Source organism: Rhizomicrobium sp. (assembly GCA_037200985.1).
Taxonomy (GTDB): Bacteria; Pseudomonadota; Alphaproteobacteria; order Micropepsales; family Micropepsaceae; genus Rhizomicrobium.
The window spans coordinates 4522734-4537557 of sequence record JBBCGJ010000001.1; the positions used below are offsets into that span (position 1 = coordinate 4522734).

The window sequence follows — 14824 nt, forward strand, 5'->3', positions numbered from 1 at the left end:
GTCAGGCCGGGACGGCGAGCCCGAAAGCCTCGGCCAGCAATTCGTACGACCGGAGCCGCGAGGCGAGGTCGTAGGTGATGGTCACCACGACCAGTTCCTCGACGCCGTGCGCTTCCGCCAGCGCGGTCAGCCGCTCGCGCACCTGCTCCTGGGTGCCGACCACGGAGCGTCTGGCGACGCTCCCCAGCAGTTTTTCCTCCTGCGGCGTCAGCGGCTGCGCCAGCGCCTCCTCCGGCGAGGGGAACGGGATGGGCCGCCCGGTCAGAAGACGCACCACCCACAGATTGCGGGAGGCCGAAAGCCGCGCCGCTTCCTTTTCCGTTTCGCCGACCAGCGCCGCCACGCCCAGCGAGACGCGCGGGCTGGGGCAGGCCGGGCTCGGCTTGAAGCGTTCGCGGTATTCGCGCACCGCGTCCTCGCTGCCCTCGGTCGAGATGAAATAGGCGTGGGCGAACGGCAGCCCGAGCTCCGCGGCATAGACCGCGCCATGGATGCCCGAGCCCAGCATCCACAATTCCGGCCCGGGCGTCGGCGCCCGCGGCATGGCGTGAATGCCGCGATAGGGATGATCCTCCGGCAAGGGCTCGCGCCCCGAGGAGTCTTCAAGGAATTGCCGCAACAGGTGCACCTGGCTCGGGAAGGCGTCGATCGGCCAGGCCTGCGGCCCCGCCTGCAGCGCCCGCGCCGTCATCTGGTCGGTGCCCGGGGCGCGGCCGAGCCCCAGGTCGATGCGGCCCGGCGTCAGCACGTCGAGCATGCGGAACTGCTCGGCGACCTTGAGCGGGCTATAATGGGTGAGCATGACGCCGCCCGAGCCGACGCGCAGATGCCGCGTCTCCTGCGCGACCCGGGCGATGAGGATTTCGGGACAGGAGCCGGCGAAGGAATTGCTGTTGTGGTGCTCCGCCAGCCAATAGCGGTGATAGCCCAGACTGTCGCAGGCGCGCGCGAGCGCGAGGGTCTCGGCGACGGCGTCCGCCGCGGTGCCCCCCTTGCGGATGGGCGATTGATCCAGGACCGAAAGCAGCATGGCTTGCCGACCGTTTTTATCTTGGCCGTTCGCACTCCGTTAACCGGAAGAGTTCAGCCTGTTCCTACCCTATTCAAGAAACCCGCCGTGTCGAGTTCACCGAACATTGCGAGCATCCCCAAGACCGTGCCCCTGAGCGCATCGGGCGTCATTTCGCTCGACGATATCGAAAGCCCGGTCGTCCGGCGGGGGCTGGATTACTGGCGCGCGCTGAAGGGCGACCGGACCTATCCGTCGCGCGCCGACATGCAGCCGCGGGATCTGGCGCCGCTGCTGCGCAACGTCGTGCTGCTCAAGGTGGTCGACGGCGGCCGGGACTACGAATACCGCATCGTCGGCGACGCCCATGTGATCAGCCACGGTTTCTCGACGCAGGGCCGCTGCGTCAGCGACGTCGACAAATTCTCGCCGGGCTATGGTGCGGTGCTCAAGAGCCTCTACGACCGGGTCCTGCGCAAGCGCGAGGTCTTCGCCTTCCGCGGCTGGCTCGAGCGCGTCGTGCGCGGCAAGCCCTTCATCTACTGCGAGAGCGTGTTCATGCCGATGGGGCCGGACGAGGCGACAGTCGACCACGTTCTCAATTTCTCCGTCTATTCGCCGCGCGACAGTTTCGAGGGCTGACGCGCATGCAGAACGCCCAGCGCGACGATTTCGCGACACCGACGATACAACCGGAGAGATCGACGTTCAGCGTCGTTTCGCTCGACGAGATCGAAAACGCCATCACGCGCACCGCGCTGAACTACTGGCGGATGCTGCGGGGCGGACGGAAGATGCCGGCGCGGTCCGAGCTGTCGCCGCGCGACATGCGCGCGATCCTGCACAACATCGTCCTGATCCGCGTGATCGACGGCGGCCGCGACTACGAATACCGCATCGTCGGCGGAGTCTTCGCCTGGGCCTACGACCTGAACTTCCAGGGCATGTTCCTGACCCAGATCGAGGAGGCCGCGCCCGAGCACGGCGCACGCATGCGGCTGCTCTACGAACATGTGCGCGCCGGCGGCGAGCCGCTCGGTCTCTATGGATGGGTCGGCCGCGACGTGAAGCAATCGCCCTTCGTCTATTACGAGAGCGTCGTGCTGCCCTTCGGCGACGACGGTGCCACGGTCGACCATCTTCTGGTGGCGAGCTTCCATGTTCCCAGGCCCCCGGATTGAGTACAACCTGGGCGCGACGACACCTGTCCGTGTACGTCGCATCGCCAGGTTCCTCCATGAATTGTTAGGGGTTTGCGGGCGAGGCTGGCGGCTTACGGGGGACGTATGCGTATCGCCCAGCCGACCGAGCCGCAAAAAGCGCCGGACAATTCATCCGTCTACGTCGTTTCGCTCGACGATCTGGACAATGCCGTGGTGCGTACCGGCGCCAATTACTGGCGGGCGCTGAAGGGCGCGCGCAGGCTTCCGGCGCGCTCTCAGCTCAAGCCGCGCGACATGGCCGGCATCCTGCGCCACGTCGTGCTGCTCAAGGTGATCGACGGCGGCAAGGACTACGAGTACCGCATCACCGGCGACGCGCATGTCCAGGCCTATGGCCTGACGTTCAAGGATCTGCGCATCAGCCAGGTCACGGCCGTCGCGCCGGAGTTCGGTCGCATGATGCACAGCCTCTATGAGCATGTGCGGGCGACCGCCGAGTCCTTCGCCGTGCGCGGCTGGGTCGGGCGCGAATTGCCGGATGCCCATTTCGTCTATTACGAGAGCGCCTTCCTGCCGCTGGCCGAGGACGGCGAGACGGTGGATCATATCCTGGTCGTCAGCATCTACGTCCCCAAGGCGCCGGACTGACGGTTTCAAACCCGGCGAAAGCTGCTCTAGTCTCCCCCGGCCAGGGAGACGGACCATGCCGCTCGACATCGACACCCGCGACCAATTGCTCGACACGGTGCGCCGTTTCGTGCGCGAAACCTGCGTCCCGATCGAGGCGAAGGTCGCCGAGGAGGACCGCGTCCCCGACGGCGTGATCGCCCAGATGCGCGAACTCGGCCTGTTCGGCCTCTCCATCCCGGTCGAATATGGCGGCCTCGGCCTCACCATGGAGGAGGAAGTCCTCGTCGCCATGGAACTCGGGCACACATCGCCCGCCTTCCGCTCCGTCATCGGCACCAATGTCGGCATCGGCAGCCAGGGCGTCGTGATGTTCGGCAACGAAGCGCAGAAGAACGAATGGCTGCCCAAGCTCGCGAGCGGCGAGGTGGTGGCGAGCTTCGCGCTGACCGAGCCGGGCGCCGGTTCCGACGCCGCCTCGCTGCGCGCCACCGCGATCCGCGACGGCGACCATTATGTCGTCAACGGCACCAAGCGCTTCATCACCAACGCCAACCGCGCCGGTATGTTCACGCTTCTGGCGCGCAGCAACCCCGAGCGCAAAGGCGCCGGCGGCATCTCCGCGTTCATCGTGCCGGCCAACACGCCGGGCGTCAGCGTGGGCAAGCCGGAAAAGAAGATGGGTCAGCAGGGCGCCCATATCTGCGACGTGAATTTCGACAATGCGCGCGTGCCGGCCTCGCTCAGGCTGGGCGCGGAAGGCGAGGGCTTCAAGGTCGCCATGCAGGTGCTCGACCGCGGCCGCCTGCACATCTCCGGCGTCTGCGTCGGCGTCGCCGAACGGCTGATCGAGGAGAGCGTGCGCTATGCCCGCGAGCGCGAGCAGTTCGGCCAGAGGATCGCCGAGTTCCAGCTCATCCAGGGCATGCTCGCCGACTGCAAGACCGAAACCTATGCCGCGAAGTGCATGGTGATGGACGCCGCGCGCAAGCGCGATTCCGGCCAGAGCATCACGATGGAGGCGGCGTGCACGAAATATTTCGCCTCCGAGATGGTCGGCCGCGTCGCCGACAGGGCGGTGCAGATCTTCGGCGGCGCCGGCTATGTCGCCGACTACGGCATCGAGCGCTTCTACCGTGACGTGCGGATTTTCCGGCTCTACGAAGGCACCAGCCAGATTCAGCAGATCGTGATCGCCCGGGCGATGCTCAAGGGCGACTGAATGCTTGCATTGACAGCAATGCTAGCATTCTGCTAGCAGTCTGCCATGGCATCGCTCACGATTCGGAACGTCCCGGACAACGTCCACAAGGGTCTTCGCCTGCGCGCCGCCGAGAACGGTCGGAGCGTCGAGGAAGAAGTACGTCGCATTCTGGCGCAACAGGTGCTGCCTGCGATCGAACATAAGAATCGCAAGATAGCCGAAGAGATCGACGCGGCCGTCAAACGCGCGCAGGAATTCTTCGCACCGATGGCCGACACCTATTCTGTCGACCGATACCTCGAAGAGAAGCGGGCCGAAGCGCGGCGCGAGCGGGCCGAGATCGAGGGACTCAACGATCCGTCGAAAGATTTCCGCAAGTGATCGTTCTCGACAGCTCCGCCCTCCTTGCGGTGATCCTGAACGAGAAGGGCGCCGACCGGGTCAAAGCCGCTTTTCCGCAGAGCGTGATTTCCGCCGCTTCATTGGCGGAAATTCTGACAAAGGCGGTGCAGCGTGGATTCGATCTCTACGGCGCTCACGCCGCGATCAGCGGATTCGGACTCGACGTTCGTCCCGTCGAGGAAGAGCATGCGCTGCTCGCCGCCCATATCTTCTGGAGAGCGCCGCGCGAGCTCGATTTGTCGCTCGGCGATCGGCTCTGCATCGCGCTCGCGATAACACTGCAATGCGAGCTTCTGACGTCGGACGGCGGCATACTGCGATATGACGCCGGGGTGCCGATCGCGAATTTCCGATGACCGCCGCGCCGCGCGAACTGGCGCGTCTCGTCGCGGACATCCGCGCCTGCCGCATCTGCGCCGACATCCTCGATCCGCATCCCGTCCTGCATGTCAGCCATACCGCCAGGCTCCTGATCGCGAGCCAGGCGCCGGGGATGCGCGTGCACAAGACCGGGCTGTCGTTCAACGATGCCTCGGGCGACCGGCTGCGCGACTGGATGGGCGTCGACCGCGCCGCGTTCTACGATGAAAAGCGCGTTGCCATCGCCGCGATGGCGTTCTGCTTTCCCGGTTACGACGAAAAGGGCGGCGACCGCCCGCCGCCCCGGATCTGCGCCCAGCACTGGCGCCGCCGCCTTCTGGATGCGCTGCCGAAGATGACGCTGACGCTGCTGGTCGGCAGCTATGCCCAATCCTGGCATTTGGGAGACGCCGCGAAATCCAATATGACGGAGACGGTCAAGGCATGGCGGGACTACGCGCCGCGGCACCTCCCGCTGCCGCACCCGTCGTGGCGTAACAATGGCTGGCTGAAGAAGAACCCATGGTTCGAGCGCGAACTCGTTCCCGATTTGCGAAGGCGTGTGCGGCAGGCGCTGTCCTCCTGATCGCTTCCTGCGCGCCGGTCCTGGCGCCGCGCGGGATCGCGAACGACACGCCGGCGCTGGCCGACGGACATCTCCTCGCGCATGACGGGGAGAAACTGCCGTTGCGCGTCTGGGGGCCGGAGCATCCCTCCGCCGTGATCGTGGCGTTGCACGGCATGGGCGACTATTCGAACTTCATCGCGCTGCCCGCGGCCTTCTGGGCCACCAAGGGCATTGCGACGATCGCCTATGACCAGCGCGGCTTCGGTGCCTCGGACCATCCGGGCCTGTGGGCCGGAAGCGAGACGATGCGCGCCGACTTCGAGGATGCGCTTGCCGCGGCGCGCGCGAAATATCCGGGCGTTCCGGTCTATGCGCTCGGCGAGAGCATGGGCGGCGCCGTCGTGCTGTCGGACATCGCAGCGCCCGTTCCGCCGAGGCCCGACGGCGTGATCCTGGTCGCGCCGGCGGTGTGGTCGCGCTCCGATATGCCGCTCTCCTACCGCGTCGTGCTGTGGCTGACGGCGCATACGATGCCCGGCCTGACGGTCTCGGGCCGCGGCGTCGTGCACATCTGGCCGTCGGACAACATCCCCATGCTGCGCGCCTATTCGCGCGATCCCCTCGTCCAAAAAGTGACGCGCGCCGATGCGGTGTGGGGCCTGGCGACGCTGATGGACGAGGGCCGCCATGCGCCCGAGCATCTGGGCGCGACGCCGCCCATCCTGCTGCTCTACGGCAAACACGACCAGGTCATCCCGGCTCCGCCGACCGAGGCCGTCGTGAAGGCGCTGGGCGCGCGCGCCGAAGTCCATGCTTACGACCACGGCTACCACATGCTCCTGCGCGATCTCGAAGGCCCGTCCATCTGGCAGGACGTCCTGGACTGGATCGGCCGGCAGAAGACCGCGACGAGCGGCCGGCCGTCGTCGTAAGTCTCCACTGCCGTGGACGTGTCGGCGCCGCATATGGACAGTCATTCCGTACTGTGATTACAAATGGATAGTCGCAACAGCGGCAGAATTGGCCTGTCGAAGGCTCGATTTACAGTCATGAATGCAAGTCGTTCAATCATGGACACTTGCTTCGTCGAATGCGGGGGGCGCAATGCGGGGCGCAAGTCTTGCCGGCAGGCTGCGGGCGGCCGGCGCGAGATGCTGCACGGCCGCGCTCGCGCTCTCGGCGCAGGGCTGCGTTTCCTACAGCTATGTCGACGCGCATCAGGTCCAGCATGTCGTCGGTTTCGTCGACGTCGCCCTGCCGGCCGCGCCGTCGTCCGGCAAGGCGGGCGCGACGGCGGTGAGCTTGCGAACCTTCGGGCTTTCTTTCTTCCGCCATCCCGCCGCGGGCAGCGACATCGCCCTCGGCTATAGCGAGCAGTCCATCGTCAGCCTGCCCGACAATGGCTGCATCGATCTTCAGGCCAAAAGCCTCTGCGCGGACAGGGCTTCGCATTCCGGAGCGTCGACACAATGAGGAGATTCATGTCCGGACCACGGATATCGGCCTGCATCGCGGCTTGTATGGTGCTGGCGCTATCGGCCTGCGCCTCGCCGCAGGACACGGTGGTGTTCGTCACGAATACGAGCCTGGGCGTGAATGTCGAGAACCAGCCGCCCTCGGCCAGCGTCGCCTACGACCGCACGGAAGGCTATGTCGGTCCGCGCACGGCCAATGGCGGCCTGCCGCCGGTCGTCGCCTCGCTCCAGACCGGAGGCGACGTGTTCGACCCCAAGGTGCGCCAGACCTACGCGACCGGCGCGGCGGCCGAGATCGCCGCCGATCCCGGCAGCGGTGCCCATGGGCCAAGCGACCTGGAAGGCCCCTCGGCCGACAACCGGATGGCATTCTTCGGCACGTCCACCACCATCGGCCTGAAGGTCGGGTTCGACACCTCGGCCGTGCCCAACAGCCTGGTGTTCGGTTTCAAGCGCAAGGAGCTTTCGATCATTCCGCTGGGCACGGACGGCACAAAGCGCGTCTATCCCTCCGTGCTCGCCTCGGTCGACACCACCGTCGCGGCCACGACGCTCAAGGGCACCGGTCTCACCATTGCGCAATACTTCGCCACCGGCCTCGCCGCCGAATCGCTGGCGCGCAACAGCCCGACCGTGCACGCGGCGTTCTCGACCATCACGAACAACGCCATGCTCGCGACATTGACGCCCGATCAGCAGAAGCAGGCCCAGACCGACGCCAACAACGCGCTGCAGACCCAATCGATCGATCTCAACACCGTCATGAGTTACGTCGCGCCGGGCGGCGTGCTGGACCCCGCGAAGCTCACCACGTTGATCCAGAAGGCGAATGCGGCAAGTCCGGGCTCGGTCAATCCCGCGCTGGCGACGGGCCTGTCGGGCGCCGCCGACCTGCGCAAGCGCCTTGCCGGCGATCTCGCCACGACCGGCAGCCTGGCCAGGGCCGCGAGCAGCTGAAACCAGGAAAGGGAAGGGCCATGGCGTCCGAGGTCTCGATCTACGCGTGCGACGATGCGACGAAAGCGGCAACGGCCAAGGCGCTTCTGCTCGGGCTGGGCTACCGGGAGAGCGACATCATCCTGCTCGAACAGGCCGACACCTGCATCTACAACGCGGCGCTGTATGACGGCGGCAAGGCCGACACGGTCTACGGCAAGATCGTCGTGATCGGAAAGAAGCCGTAAATCGCCCACGCGGCCGAACCTCGCCGCGATCATGGCTGGCATTTCCTTTTGACGGGTCTCGCTTTCGCGCGGCCGTGCCATTGTCGCGTCCGGGGCCTGCGGGACGGGAGGGGGAAAGCGATGACGATGCGACCGAAGCGTATGCGCCGCGATGCGCCTATGCTCGCTCCCACCGCTGTCGATTCCGTGCCATGGCCATCGTCTCCGTCGACGCCCTTCGCAAGACCTTTCGCTACGCCCGCCGCAAGCCGGGCCTGAGCGGGCTTTTCGCGTCCGACATCCGCGCCGTCGAGGCCGTCAGCGGCATCTCCTTCACGCTCGCCGAGCGCGAACGCGTCGCGATCATCGGACCCAACGGCGCCGGCAAGTCGACGACGCTCAAGATGCTCTCCGGCATTCTCGAACCGTCGGGCGGCGCGGCGACGGTGCTCGGCCTGGTACCCTGGAAGCAGCGCCGCGCGCTCGCCTACCGCATCGGCGTGGTGTTCGGTCAGCGCAGCCAGCTCTGGACGGAGTTGCCGGCACGCGATTCCTTCGCGCTGCTGCGGCGCATCTACGACGTCGATCTCGACGCGTTTCGTCATCGCCTTGCGCGGCTGGTCGAGCGCTTCGGCCTGGGCGATCTGCTCGACCAGCCGGTGCAGCGCCTGTCGCTCGGCCAGCGCATGCGCTGCGAGATCGTGGCGAGCCTGCTGCACGGGCCGGCGCTGCTGTTCCTGGACGAGCCGACCATCGGCCTCGACATCACGGCCAAGGCCGCGATCCGCGACTTCATCCGCGAGCACGCCGGCGCCGAGGGCCAGACCGTGGTGCTCACTTCGCACGACACGCGCGACATCGAGCTGGTCTGCGACCGCGTCATCGTGATCAACGAGGGCCGCATCGTGGTCGACCAGCCGACCGACCAGCTCCGCCGCCGTTTCCTCGGCCACCGCCTCGTGACTTTGCGCTCCGCCGCGACCCGGCTCGATCTCGATCTTCCCGGCGTCAAGCGCCGCGCGAGCGAGCCGCACCTGTCGGTGTTCGAAGTGGATACGGGAACGACGCGCGTCGATATCGTGGTGCAGGCGGCGCTGGCCCTGGGCGGCATCGAGGACATCACGATCGAAGACCCGCCGATGGAGGAGGTGGTCCGTGCCATCTACGACGCCAATAGCGCGCGCTGACGCCGGCGCCTTCGGGACCGCCGCGGCGGCGGCGAGCGCCTGCGCGCTCGGCATCCGGCGCAATCTCGCGAACTGGCCCGTCCTGATGGGCCGCGCGCTGTTCTATCTCGTGGCGATGCTCGTGCTCTCGGCCCTGTGGGACAAGGTCGCGGCACAGCGGCTGCCCGGAACGCTCGCGCATCTGCTGCCGCCGGACGGGCTGACGCTCTATATCGGCGTGACCGAATGGATCGCGCTCTCCATCGCGGCGATCCATCTGCGGCTGGAGGACGACATCCGCTTCGGCATGCTGGAGCCGCACCTGCTCCGGCCCAAGCCCTATCTGGTGCAGAAGTTCGCCGAGGCGATGGGCGACTCGCTCGGCCGGCTGATCGGCATCGGCGCGGCCGCGCTGGTGGCGCTCGCGCTGTCCGGCCGCGCCCTGCCGCCGGCCGTCGCGTTCGTCTATATCGCGATCCTGGGCGTCTTCGGCACCGCCGTCGGCATGCTGATGATGACCCTCGTCGGCCTCAGCGCCTTCTGGGTGCGCCGCGTGCTGCCGCCCTATCTCATCATGCAGAAGGCGCTGTTCCTGCTCGGCGGCCTGTTCGCGCCGATCTCGCTCTATCCGGCCTGGTTCTACCACGCCGCCGTCGTCACGCCCTTCGCGGCGACGCTGTTCCTCGCGGGCGATCAGGCGATCGCGCCCTCACTCGCCGGCTTCGCGCGCGGGCTGATCGCGCAAGGCGTCTGGATCGCGGTGCTGTCGGGTCTCGTGGCGCTCGTCTGGCGCGGGGGCCTTCGCAAAGTCCTTCGGGAGGGCGTGTGATGCTCTCGACCTATGCCGCGAATATCGGCATCGCCATCCGCACCTCGCTGATGGACCGCACAAATTTCATCCTGAACTCCGTCGGCATGGTGGTGAACGACCTGTTCTTCCTCGCCCTCTGGTACATGTTCTTCGCCGGCTTCCGCCAGGTCGGCGGCTGGGGGCTGCACGACGTCGCCCTCTTACTCGGCCTCATCATGCTGGTGGTCGGGATCGCCGGCGTGTTTTTCGGCGGCTATCGCGACATGGCCGCGACGATCCTGCGCGGCGAGATCGACGCGCTCCTGACCCAGCCCAAAGCGGTGTTGCCGCGTCTTCTCGCCCGCGAAAGCATCGCCACCGCCTGGGGGGATCTGGCGATGGGTATCTGGATGCTGTTCACCTTCGCCGCGCTCTCGTGGAGCGATATCCCGCTCGTTCTCGTTGGCCTGGCCTGCGGCACGACGGTCTACGTTGCCTCGTCGGTCGTCTATGCGAGCCTCGCCTTCCGGTTCGCCGGCGCGCGCAGCTTCGCCCGCGACCTGACCGACTTCATGCTGCTGTTCTCCAGCTATCCCGGCTCGATCTATTCCGGCGCCACCAAGATCGCCGCCTACACGCTGCTGCCGGCCGGCTTCATCGTGCTGGCGCCGGTCGCGTTTCTCCGCGCGCCGTCGCCGGCGACACTGGTGCAAATGGTCGCGGCGGCGCTCGCCTACGCCGCGATCGCCGCAGTCCTGTTTCGTCTGGGCCTTGTGCGCTATCGCCGCGGCCTGGTGCCGACCGGCTGAGCAACGTTCGCGCGGCGCCCACCGTTATCTTCGGCGAAACGCATGAGCGATCCGCCATGACAAAGAACGAGCCCAAGCCGCACGACCTGCGCGACGACATCTACGCGCCGGGCACCACCGTCACGAACATCGAAGAGCGGTTCGCCGGCGCCGAACCGCCGATTCTCAATGCCGAGACGAGCAATTTCGTCCTCGTGACGCCGGACCCCGGCAAGGGCATTCCCGCCGGTCAGATCACCAAGGGCTGACGCCCACGCTCACGGCTTGATCGTGCCGCCGGTGAGGCTGACGAAGGTGCTCGCCTTGATGTCCGTCGCCGAGGTGCGGACGCTCACGCCATAGGGCCCGGTCGGTATCCGCCACACATGGACCTGCGTGTCGAAGCGCGCCAGCAGCCGCGGCTCGGCCGCGATGTCCACGGTCTGGGTTTCACCCGGCTGGAGCTGGATCTTGCTCCAGCCCACCAGCCGCGCCACCGCGCCGGGCGGCGTGACGTAGAGCTGCACGACCTGGTATCCGGGGCGCGTTCCGGTGTTGGTGACGTTGACCTTGGCCGTCACATTGCGCCCGCCGAGCGCCGTGAAACCGGAAAGATCGAAGCTTGTATAGGAGAGCCCGAAGCCGAACGGAAACAGCGGCGTCAGCTTGTGCGAGTCGTACCAGCGATAGCCGACGTCGGAGCCCTCCGAATAGTTGACGTAGAAATAGCCGGCCGGCGGTTCGGCAAGTTTGGGCCGCGGCAACTGCGCCTCGCTTTGCGGGAACGTCACCGGCAGCCGGCCCGAAGGATCGATATCGCCGAACAGGATCCGCGCCAGCGCCGCCGCGCCGCCGCTGCCCGCATACCAGGTCTCCAGCACCGCCGGCACCTTGCCCAGCCAGGGCATGAGCACGGGTCCGCCCGTCTCCAGCACCACGATGGTCCGTGGATTGGCAGCGGCGACGGTGGCGATCAGCCCGTCCTGCACGCCGGGCAGCGACAGGCCGTCGACGTCGTCGCCCTCGGTCATCCATTGCTGCACGAAGACGATCGCGACGTCGCTGCTCGCCGCGAGCGCCGCCGCCGCCTTCTGGTCGACGCCGTCGGCATAGCGGACCGTCGCCGCCGGCGCGGCCGCGGCGATGGTCGACAGCGGCGAGGGCGGATCGAAGATCTCGCGGCTAAGCGGCATGATCTTGGTGCCGTTGGCCGTCACGACCACCGGTCCGCCCACCATGATCTGCTTGTCGTTGTCGAAGCCAACGGGCAGGACCTGCGACGAGCCGCCGCCCGACAGCATGCCGAGGTCGCTGTGCCCGCCGATCACCGCGATGCTGCGCGCGGTCCTGGCGAGCGGCAGGACGCCGCCGTCGTTCTTCAGAAGGACGATGCCTTCCTCGGCGCCGCGCTGGGCGATGTCGACATGGGCCACCGGCTTCTGCGGCGCCGGCGGAGTGTCGATCAGACCGTTCGCGAACATGGTGCGCAAGATGCGGTGGACCATGTCGCGAAGCCGTCCCTGCGGCACGGTGCCGGCGGCAAGCGCCTGCTTGAGCGCGTCGCCGAAATAGTCCTGCCGGTCGCTGCCCGACGCCGATTCCTGGTCGAGCCCGCCATTGGCCGCCGCGACGGTGCTGTGCACCGCCCCCCAGTCCGACAGCACCCAGCCCGGATAGCCCCAATCGCCCTTCAGCACCTTGTTCAGCAGGAAATCGTGCTCGCAGGCATAGGTGCCGTTGATCTTGTTGTAGGCACACATCACCGCGCCCGGATTGCCGCGCTCGATCGCGATCTCGAAGGCGAGCAGGTCGGATTCGCGCGCCGCCGCCTCGTCGATATTGGCGGTGATCACGGTGCGGCCGGTCTCCTGGTCGTTCAGCGCATAGTGCTTGATGGTGGAGATCACATGCTGGCTCTGGATGCCGCGGATCTGGGCGCCGGCGATCAGGCCCGCGAGCAGCGGGTCCTCGCCGGCATATTCGAAGATGCGGCCGTTGCGCGGCTCGCGCGCCAGGTTGACGCCGCCGTCCAGCATCACGTTGAACTCGCGGTCGCGTGCCTCCATGCCGAGGCCGGCGCCGGCGTCGAACGCGACCTGCGGATTCCACGTCGCGGCGTTCGACAGGCCCGACGGATAGGCGGTCGCCGTATCGCCGGGCCTCAGCCAGAAATTGTTCGCGATGCCGATGCCGGCGTCGCTTTCCTTCAAGGCCGGGATGCCGAGCCTGGGAATGCCCGGCACATAGCCGGCGGTGCCCGGCAGCAGCAGCCGCAGCTCGACCGGCGGCTCGCGCATCCAGGACTGTTTCGCATCGATGCCGATATAGCCCCTGACCAGCAGGAGCTCTTCGTCGGCGGTCATTTGCGCCTGCACCAGGTCGGCGCGGGTGTCCGGCGACAGCGTGTTGTCCATCCAGGGCTGCGGCGCTGTCGGCTGGGCGGGAGCGGGGCCGGCCAGCGCCGCGATTCCCGCCGCGACCAAAATCAACGCCACGCGTCTCATGCACGCCCCCGACAGATCGCCGCCCGGTCCGGTCGGCAGCGGCCGTCTTGGCCTGCGCCGTTGATGCCGGTCAAGGCGGATCGCGCCGCCGCTTTTATGTTTCTCGCATCAATTTCGGACATCCCCGTGTTTCTCTTTTTTGATAGGCTGCTCGCCATGCGCGCCATGATCCTGGACAAGGCCCGTTCGCCGCTGCGCCTGAGCCGCGATGCGGTGCCGCGCGAACCCGGTCCGCGCGAGGTCCTGATCCGCGTTCATGCCTGCGGCGTCTGCCGCACCGACCTGCACGTCGTCGACGGGGAATTGACCGCGCCGAAAAGCCACGTCATTCCCGGCCACGAGATCGTCGGCACCATCGAAAAGATCGGAAGCGATGTCGCGTCCCTGGCGGTGGGCGATAGGGTCGGCGTGCCCTGGCTCGGCTGGACCTGCGGCGAATGCATCTACTGCCGCAGCGGACGCGAGAATCTCTGCGACCGGGCCCGCTTCACCGGCTACACGATCGACGGCGGCTATGCCGACTACACGACCGCCGATGCGCGCTACTGCTTCAGGCTGCCGGACATCTATTCCGACATCGAAGCGGCGCCGCTGCTCTGCGCCGGCCTGATCGGCTATCGCGCGCTCAAGATGGCGGGCGAGGGCAGGCGCCTCGGCCTCTATGGCTTCGGCGCCGCGGCGCATATCGCGATCCAGGTCGCGCGCCATCGCGGCCAGGACGTCTACGCCTTCACCAAAGCCGGCGATGCGGAAGGCCAGGCCTTCGCGAAGTCGCTCGGGGCGGTGTGGGCCGGGGCGTCCGACGTCGCGCCGCCGGAGCCGCTCGACGCCGCGATCCTCTTCGCGCCGGTCGGCGCCCTGGTGCCGGCTGCGCTGGCCGCGACGGTGAAGGGCGGCGTGGTGGTCTGCGCCGGAATCCACATGAGCGACATTCCCGCCTTCCCCTATGCTCTGCTATGGGGCGAGCGCGTGGTGCGCTCGGTCGCCAATCTCACGCGCCGCGACGGCGAGGAGTTCTTGGCCATCGCCGCGCAGACGAAAATCCACACGACGGTGCAGCCCTTCGCGCTGGAAGACGCCAATGAGGCGCTGACCCGCCTGCGCGACGGCCGGATCGAGGGCGCGGCGGTGCTGGTGCCCTGAGCCGCCGCTAGTCCTGCGGCAGCATGCGATCCCGGGTCTCGAAGAATTTGCGCGCGAAGGCGATCACTTCGGGCTCGCTCGGCTGGTCCATCGCCTCGACGCCGAGAATGCGCTTGGCGAGATCGGGCACGTGGTCGCGCGCGTAATGCGCGAAGGCGGTCCTTGCCGGGCCGTGTCCGACGACGAGAATCTCGTAATTGGGCTTCAAGGTCGCCACGACGGCGTCGAAATATTTCTTGTCTTCATGCGCATGGCCAGAACCCACCGAACCGGCCTTGTGATGGATATTGCCGTCGCCGCCCTCGGCGCGGACACGATGCCTCTCGATGCCGTCCGCGCCGAATTCGAGGATGCGCGCCTCGGCGTGATCGATCCACACGACGGCATGAAAGTGATGGGTCATGAGAGTAGGTCCTTTTATTCAGTATCCGTGCGGGTCCGGCGGCGGTCATTGACCTCGGT

Annotated in this window: 19 protein-coding genes; 16 read left to right on the forward strand and 3 right to left on the reverse strand. The window is 67.2% G+C overall.

All coding sequences use genetic code 11. The features are described 5' to 3' along the window. Nucleotide 1 precedes the first annotated feature (1 nt). Nucleotides 2–1030 carry an LLM class flavin-dependent oxidoreductase gene (locus WDN01_22190; GenBank protein MEJ0028746.1) on the reverse strand — a complete coding sequence of 343 codons (1029 nt, stop codon included), beginning with the start codon at nucleotides 1028–1030 and terminating at the stop codon, nucleotides 2–4. 87 nt (nucleotides 1031–1117) lie between these two features. Between WDN01_22190 and WDN01_22195 the strand changes: the two genes are divergently transcribed. The 15 genes from WDN01_22195 (at nucleotide 1118) to WDN01_22265 (ending at nucleotide 10984) form a co-directional block, all read left to right on the forward strand. Next, the gene (locus tag WDN01_22195; protein ID MEJ0028747.1) at nucleotides 1118–1651 is read left to right on the forward strand and encodes a PAS domain-containing protein; all 534 of its coding nucleotides are present in this window, start codon (nucleotides 1118–1120) and stop codon (nucleotides 1649–1651) included. A gap of 5 nt (nucleotides 1652–1656) precedes the next feature. Next, entirely contained in the window at nucleotides 1657–2190 is a 534-nt protein-coding gene (locus WDN01_22200) for a PAS domain-containing protein (GenBank protein MEJ0028748.1), read from the forward strand. Between the two features lie 105 nt (nucleotides 2191–2295). Then, nucleotides 2296–2820 (forward strand): PAS domain-containing protein, encoded by a 525-nt coding sequence (locus WDN01_22205; protein MEJ0028749.1) that lies wholly within the window; start codon nucleotides 2296–2298, stop codon nucleotides 2818–2820. A 55-nt stretch (nucleotides 2821–2875) separates the two neighbouring features. Then, nucleotides 2876–4021: an acyl-CoA dehydrogenase family protein gene (locus tag WDN01_22210; protein ID MEJ0028750.1), complete on the forward strand. Its 1146-nt coding sequence runs from the start codon at nucleotides 2876–2878 to the stop codon at nucleotides 4019–4021. Between the two features lie 45 nt (nucleotides 4022–4066). Next, entirely contained in the window at nucleotides 4067–4384 is a 318-nt protein-coding gene (locus tag WDN01_22215) for a hypothetical protein (protein MEJ0028751.1), read from the forward strand. Further along, complete coding sequence (locus WDN01_22220; protein ID MEJ0028752.1) at nucleotides 4381–4761, forward strand: type II toxin-antitoxin system VapC family toxin; 381 nt, start codon at nucleotides 4381–4383, stop codon at nucleotides 4759–4761. The genes WDN01_22215 and WDN01_22220 overlap by 4 nt, the downstream gene beginning before the upstream one ends. Continuing rightward, the gene (locus WDN01_22225) at nucleotides 4758–5351 is read left to right on the forward strand and encodes a uracil-DNA glycosylase family protein (GenBank protein ID MEJ0028753.1); all 594 of its coding nucleotides are present in this window, start codon (nucleotides 4758–4760) and stop codon (nucleotides 5349–5351) included. Before WDN01_22220 ends, WDN01_22225 begins: the two co-directional genes overlap by 4 nt. A gap of 101 nt (nucleotides 5352–5452) precedes the next feature. Further along, entirely contained in the window at nucleotides 5453–6265 is an 813-nt protein-coding gene (locus tag WDN01_22230) for a lysophospholipase (protein ID MEJ0028754.1), read from the forward strand. Between the two features lie 172 nt (nucleotides 6266–6437). Then, entirely contained in the window at nucleotides 6438–6806 is a 369-nt protein-coding gene (locus tag WDN01_22235; GenBank protein MEJ0028755.1) for a hypothetical protein, read from the forward strand. Nucleotides 6807–6814: 8 nt separating this feature from the next. After that, complete coding sequence (locus WDN01_22240; GenBank protein MEJ0028756.1) at nucleotides 6815–7765, forward strand: hypothetical protein; 951 nt, start codon at nucleotides 6815–6817, stop codon at nucleotides 7763–7765. 20 nt (nucleotides 7766–7785) lie between these two features. Further along, complete coding sequence (locus tag WDN01_22245) at nucleotides 7786–7992, forward strand: hypothetical protein (protein MEJ0028757.1); 207 nt, start codon at nucleotides 7786–7788, stop codon at nucleotides 7990–7992. Between the two features lie 191 nt (nucleotides 7993–8183). Beyond that, on the forward strand, nucleotides 8184–9158 hold the full coding sequence (locus tag WDN01_22250) for an ATP-binding cassette domain-containing protein (protein MEJ0028758.1): 975 nt from the start codon (nucleotides 8184–8186) through the stop codon (nucleotides 9156–9158). Beyond that, a complete protein-coding gene (locus WDN01_22255) occupies nucleotides 9127–9966 on the forward strand; it encodes an ABC-2 family transporter protein (GenBank protein ID MEJ0028759.1) in 840 nt (279 codons plus the stop codon). Before WDN01_22250 ends, WDN01_22255 begins: the two co-directional genes overlap by 32 nt. Next, on the forward strand, nucleotides 9966–10736 hold the full coding sequence (locus tag WDN01_22260; protein ID MEJ0028760.1) for an ABC-2 family transporter protein: 771 nt from the start codon (nucleotides 9966–9968) through the stop codon (nucleotides 10734–10736). The genes WDN01_22255 and WDN01_22260 overlap by 1 nt, the downstream gene beginning before the upstream one ends. Before the next feature lie 56 nt (nucleotides 10737–10792). Beyond that, nucleotides 10793–10984, forward strand: coding sequence for a hypothetical protein (locus tag WDN01_22265; GenBank protein MEJ0028761.1), 192 nt, complete (start codon nucleotides 10793–10795; stop codon nucleotides 10982–10984). Between the two features lie 9 nt (nucleotides 10985–10993). On the opposite strand, the gene WDN01_22270 is transcribed toward WDN01_22265, so the two are convergent. Further along, nucleotides 10994–13219: a beta-glucosidase gene (locus WDN01_22270; protein ID MEJ0028762.1), complete on the reverse strand. Its 2226-nt coding sequence runs from the start codon at nucleotides 13217–13219 to the stop codon at nucleotides 10994–10996. 156 nt (nucleotides 13220–13375) lie between these two features. On the opposite strand from WDN01_22270, the gene WDN01_22275 reads away from it, so the two are divergent. Continuing rightward, nucleotides 13376–14362: a zinc-dependent alcohol dehydrogenase family protein gene (locus tag WDN01_22275; protein ID MEJ0028763.1), complete on the forward strand. Its 987-nt coding sequence runs from the start codon at nucleotides 13376–13378 to the stop codon at nucleotides 14360–14362. Nucleotides 14363–14369: 7 nt separating this feature from the next. Here the strand turns inward: WDN01_22275 and WDN01_22280 are convergent, their stop codons facing one another. Further along, nucleotides 14370–14765, reverse strand: coding sequence for a hypothetical protein (locus tag WDN01_22280; GenBank protein ID MEJ0028764.1), 396 nt, complete (start codon nucleotides 14763–14765; stop codon nucleotides 14370–14372). Between the last annotated feature and the right edge of the window lie 59 nt (nucleotides 14766–14824).

Excerpts from the sequence above, each read along its gene's own strand:
- WDN01_22190 (MEJ0028746.1), bottom strand. The coding sequence starts at position 1,030 with ATGCTGCTTTCGGTCCTGGATCAATCGCCCATCCGCAAGGGGGGCACC.
- WDN01_22200 (MEJ0028748.1), top strand. The coding sequence starts at position 1,657 with ATGCAGAACGCCCAGCGCGACGATTTCGCGACACCGACGATACAACCG.
- WDN01_22205 (MEJ0028749.1), top strand. The coding sequence starts at position 2,296 with ATGCGTATCGCCCAGCCGACCGAGCCGCAAAAAGCGCCGGACAATTCA.
- WDN01_22210 (MEJ0028750.1), top strand. The coding sequence starts at position 2,876 with ATGCCGCTCGACATCGACACCCGCGACCAATTGCTCGACACGGTGCGC.
- WDN01_22215 (MEJ0028751.1), top strand. The coding sequence starts at position 4,067 with ATGGCATCGCTCACGATTCGGAACGTCCCGGACAACGTCCACAAGGGT.
- WDN01_22225 (MEJ0028753.1), top strand. The coding sequence starts at position 4,758 with ATGACCGCCGCGCCGCGCGAACTGGCGCGTCTCGTCGCGGACATCCGC.
- WDN01_22235 (MEJ0028755.1), top strand. The coding sequence starts at position 6,438 with ATGCGGGGCGCAAGTCTTGCCGGCAGGCTGCGGGCGGCCGGCGCGAGA.
- WDN01_22240 (MEJ0028756.1), top strand. The coding sequence starts at position 6,815 with ATGTCCGGACCACGGATATCGGCCTGCATCGCGGCTTGTATGGTGCTG.
- WDN01_22245 (MEJ0028757.1), top strand. The coding sequence starts at position 7,786 with ATGGCGTCCGAGGTCTCGATCTACGCGTGCGACGATGCGACGAAAGCG.
- WDN01_22250 (MEJ0028758.1), top strand. The coding sequence starts at position 8,184 with ATGGCCATCGTCTCCGTCGACGCCCTTCGCAAGACCTTTCGCTACGCC.
- WDN01_22260 (MEJ0028760.1), top strand. The coding sequence starts at position 9,966 with ATGCTCTCGACCTATGCCGCGAATATCGGCATCGCCATCCGCACCTCG.
- WDN01_22265 (MEJ0028761.1), top strand. The coding sequence starts at position 10,793 with ATGACAAAGAACGAGCCCAAGCCGCACGACCTGCGCGACGACATCTAC.
- WDN01_22270 (MEJ0028762.1), bottom strand. The coding sequence starts at position 13,219 with ATGAGACGCGTGGCGTTGATTTTGGTCGCGGCGGGAATCGCGGCGCTG.
- WDN01_22275 (MEJ0028763.1), top strand. The coding sequence starts at position 13,376 with ATGCGCGCCATGATCCTGGACAAGGCCCGTTCGCCGCTGCGCCTGAGC.
- WDN01_22280 (MEJ0028764.1), bottom strand. The coding sequence starts at position 14,765 with ATGACCCATCACTTTCATGCCGTCGTGTGGATCGATCACGCCGAGGCG.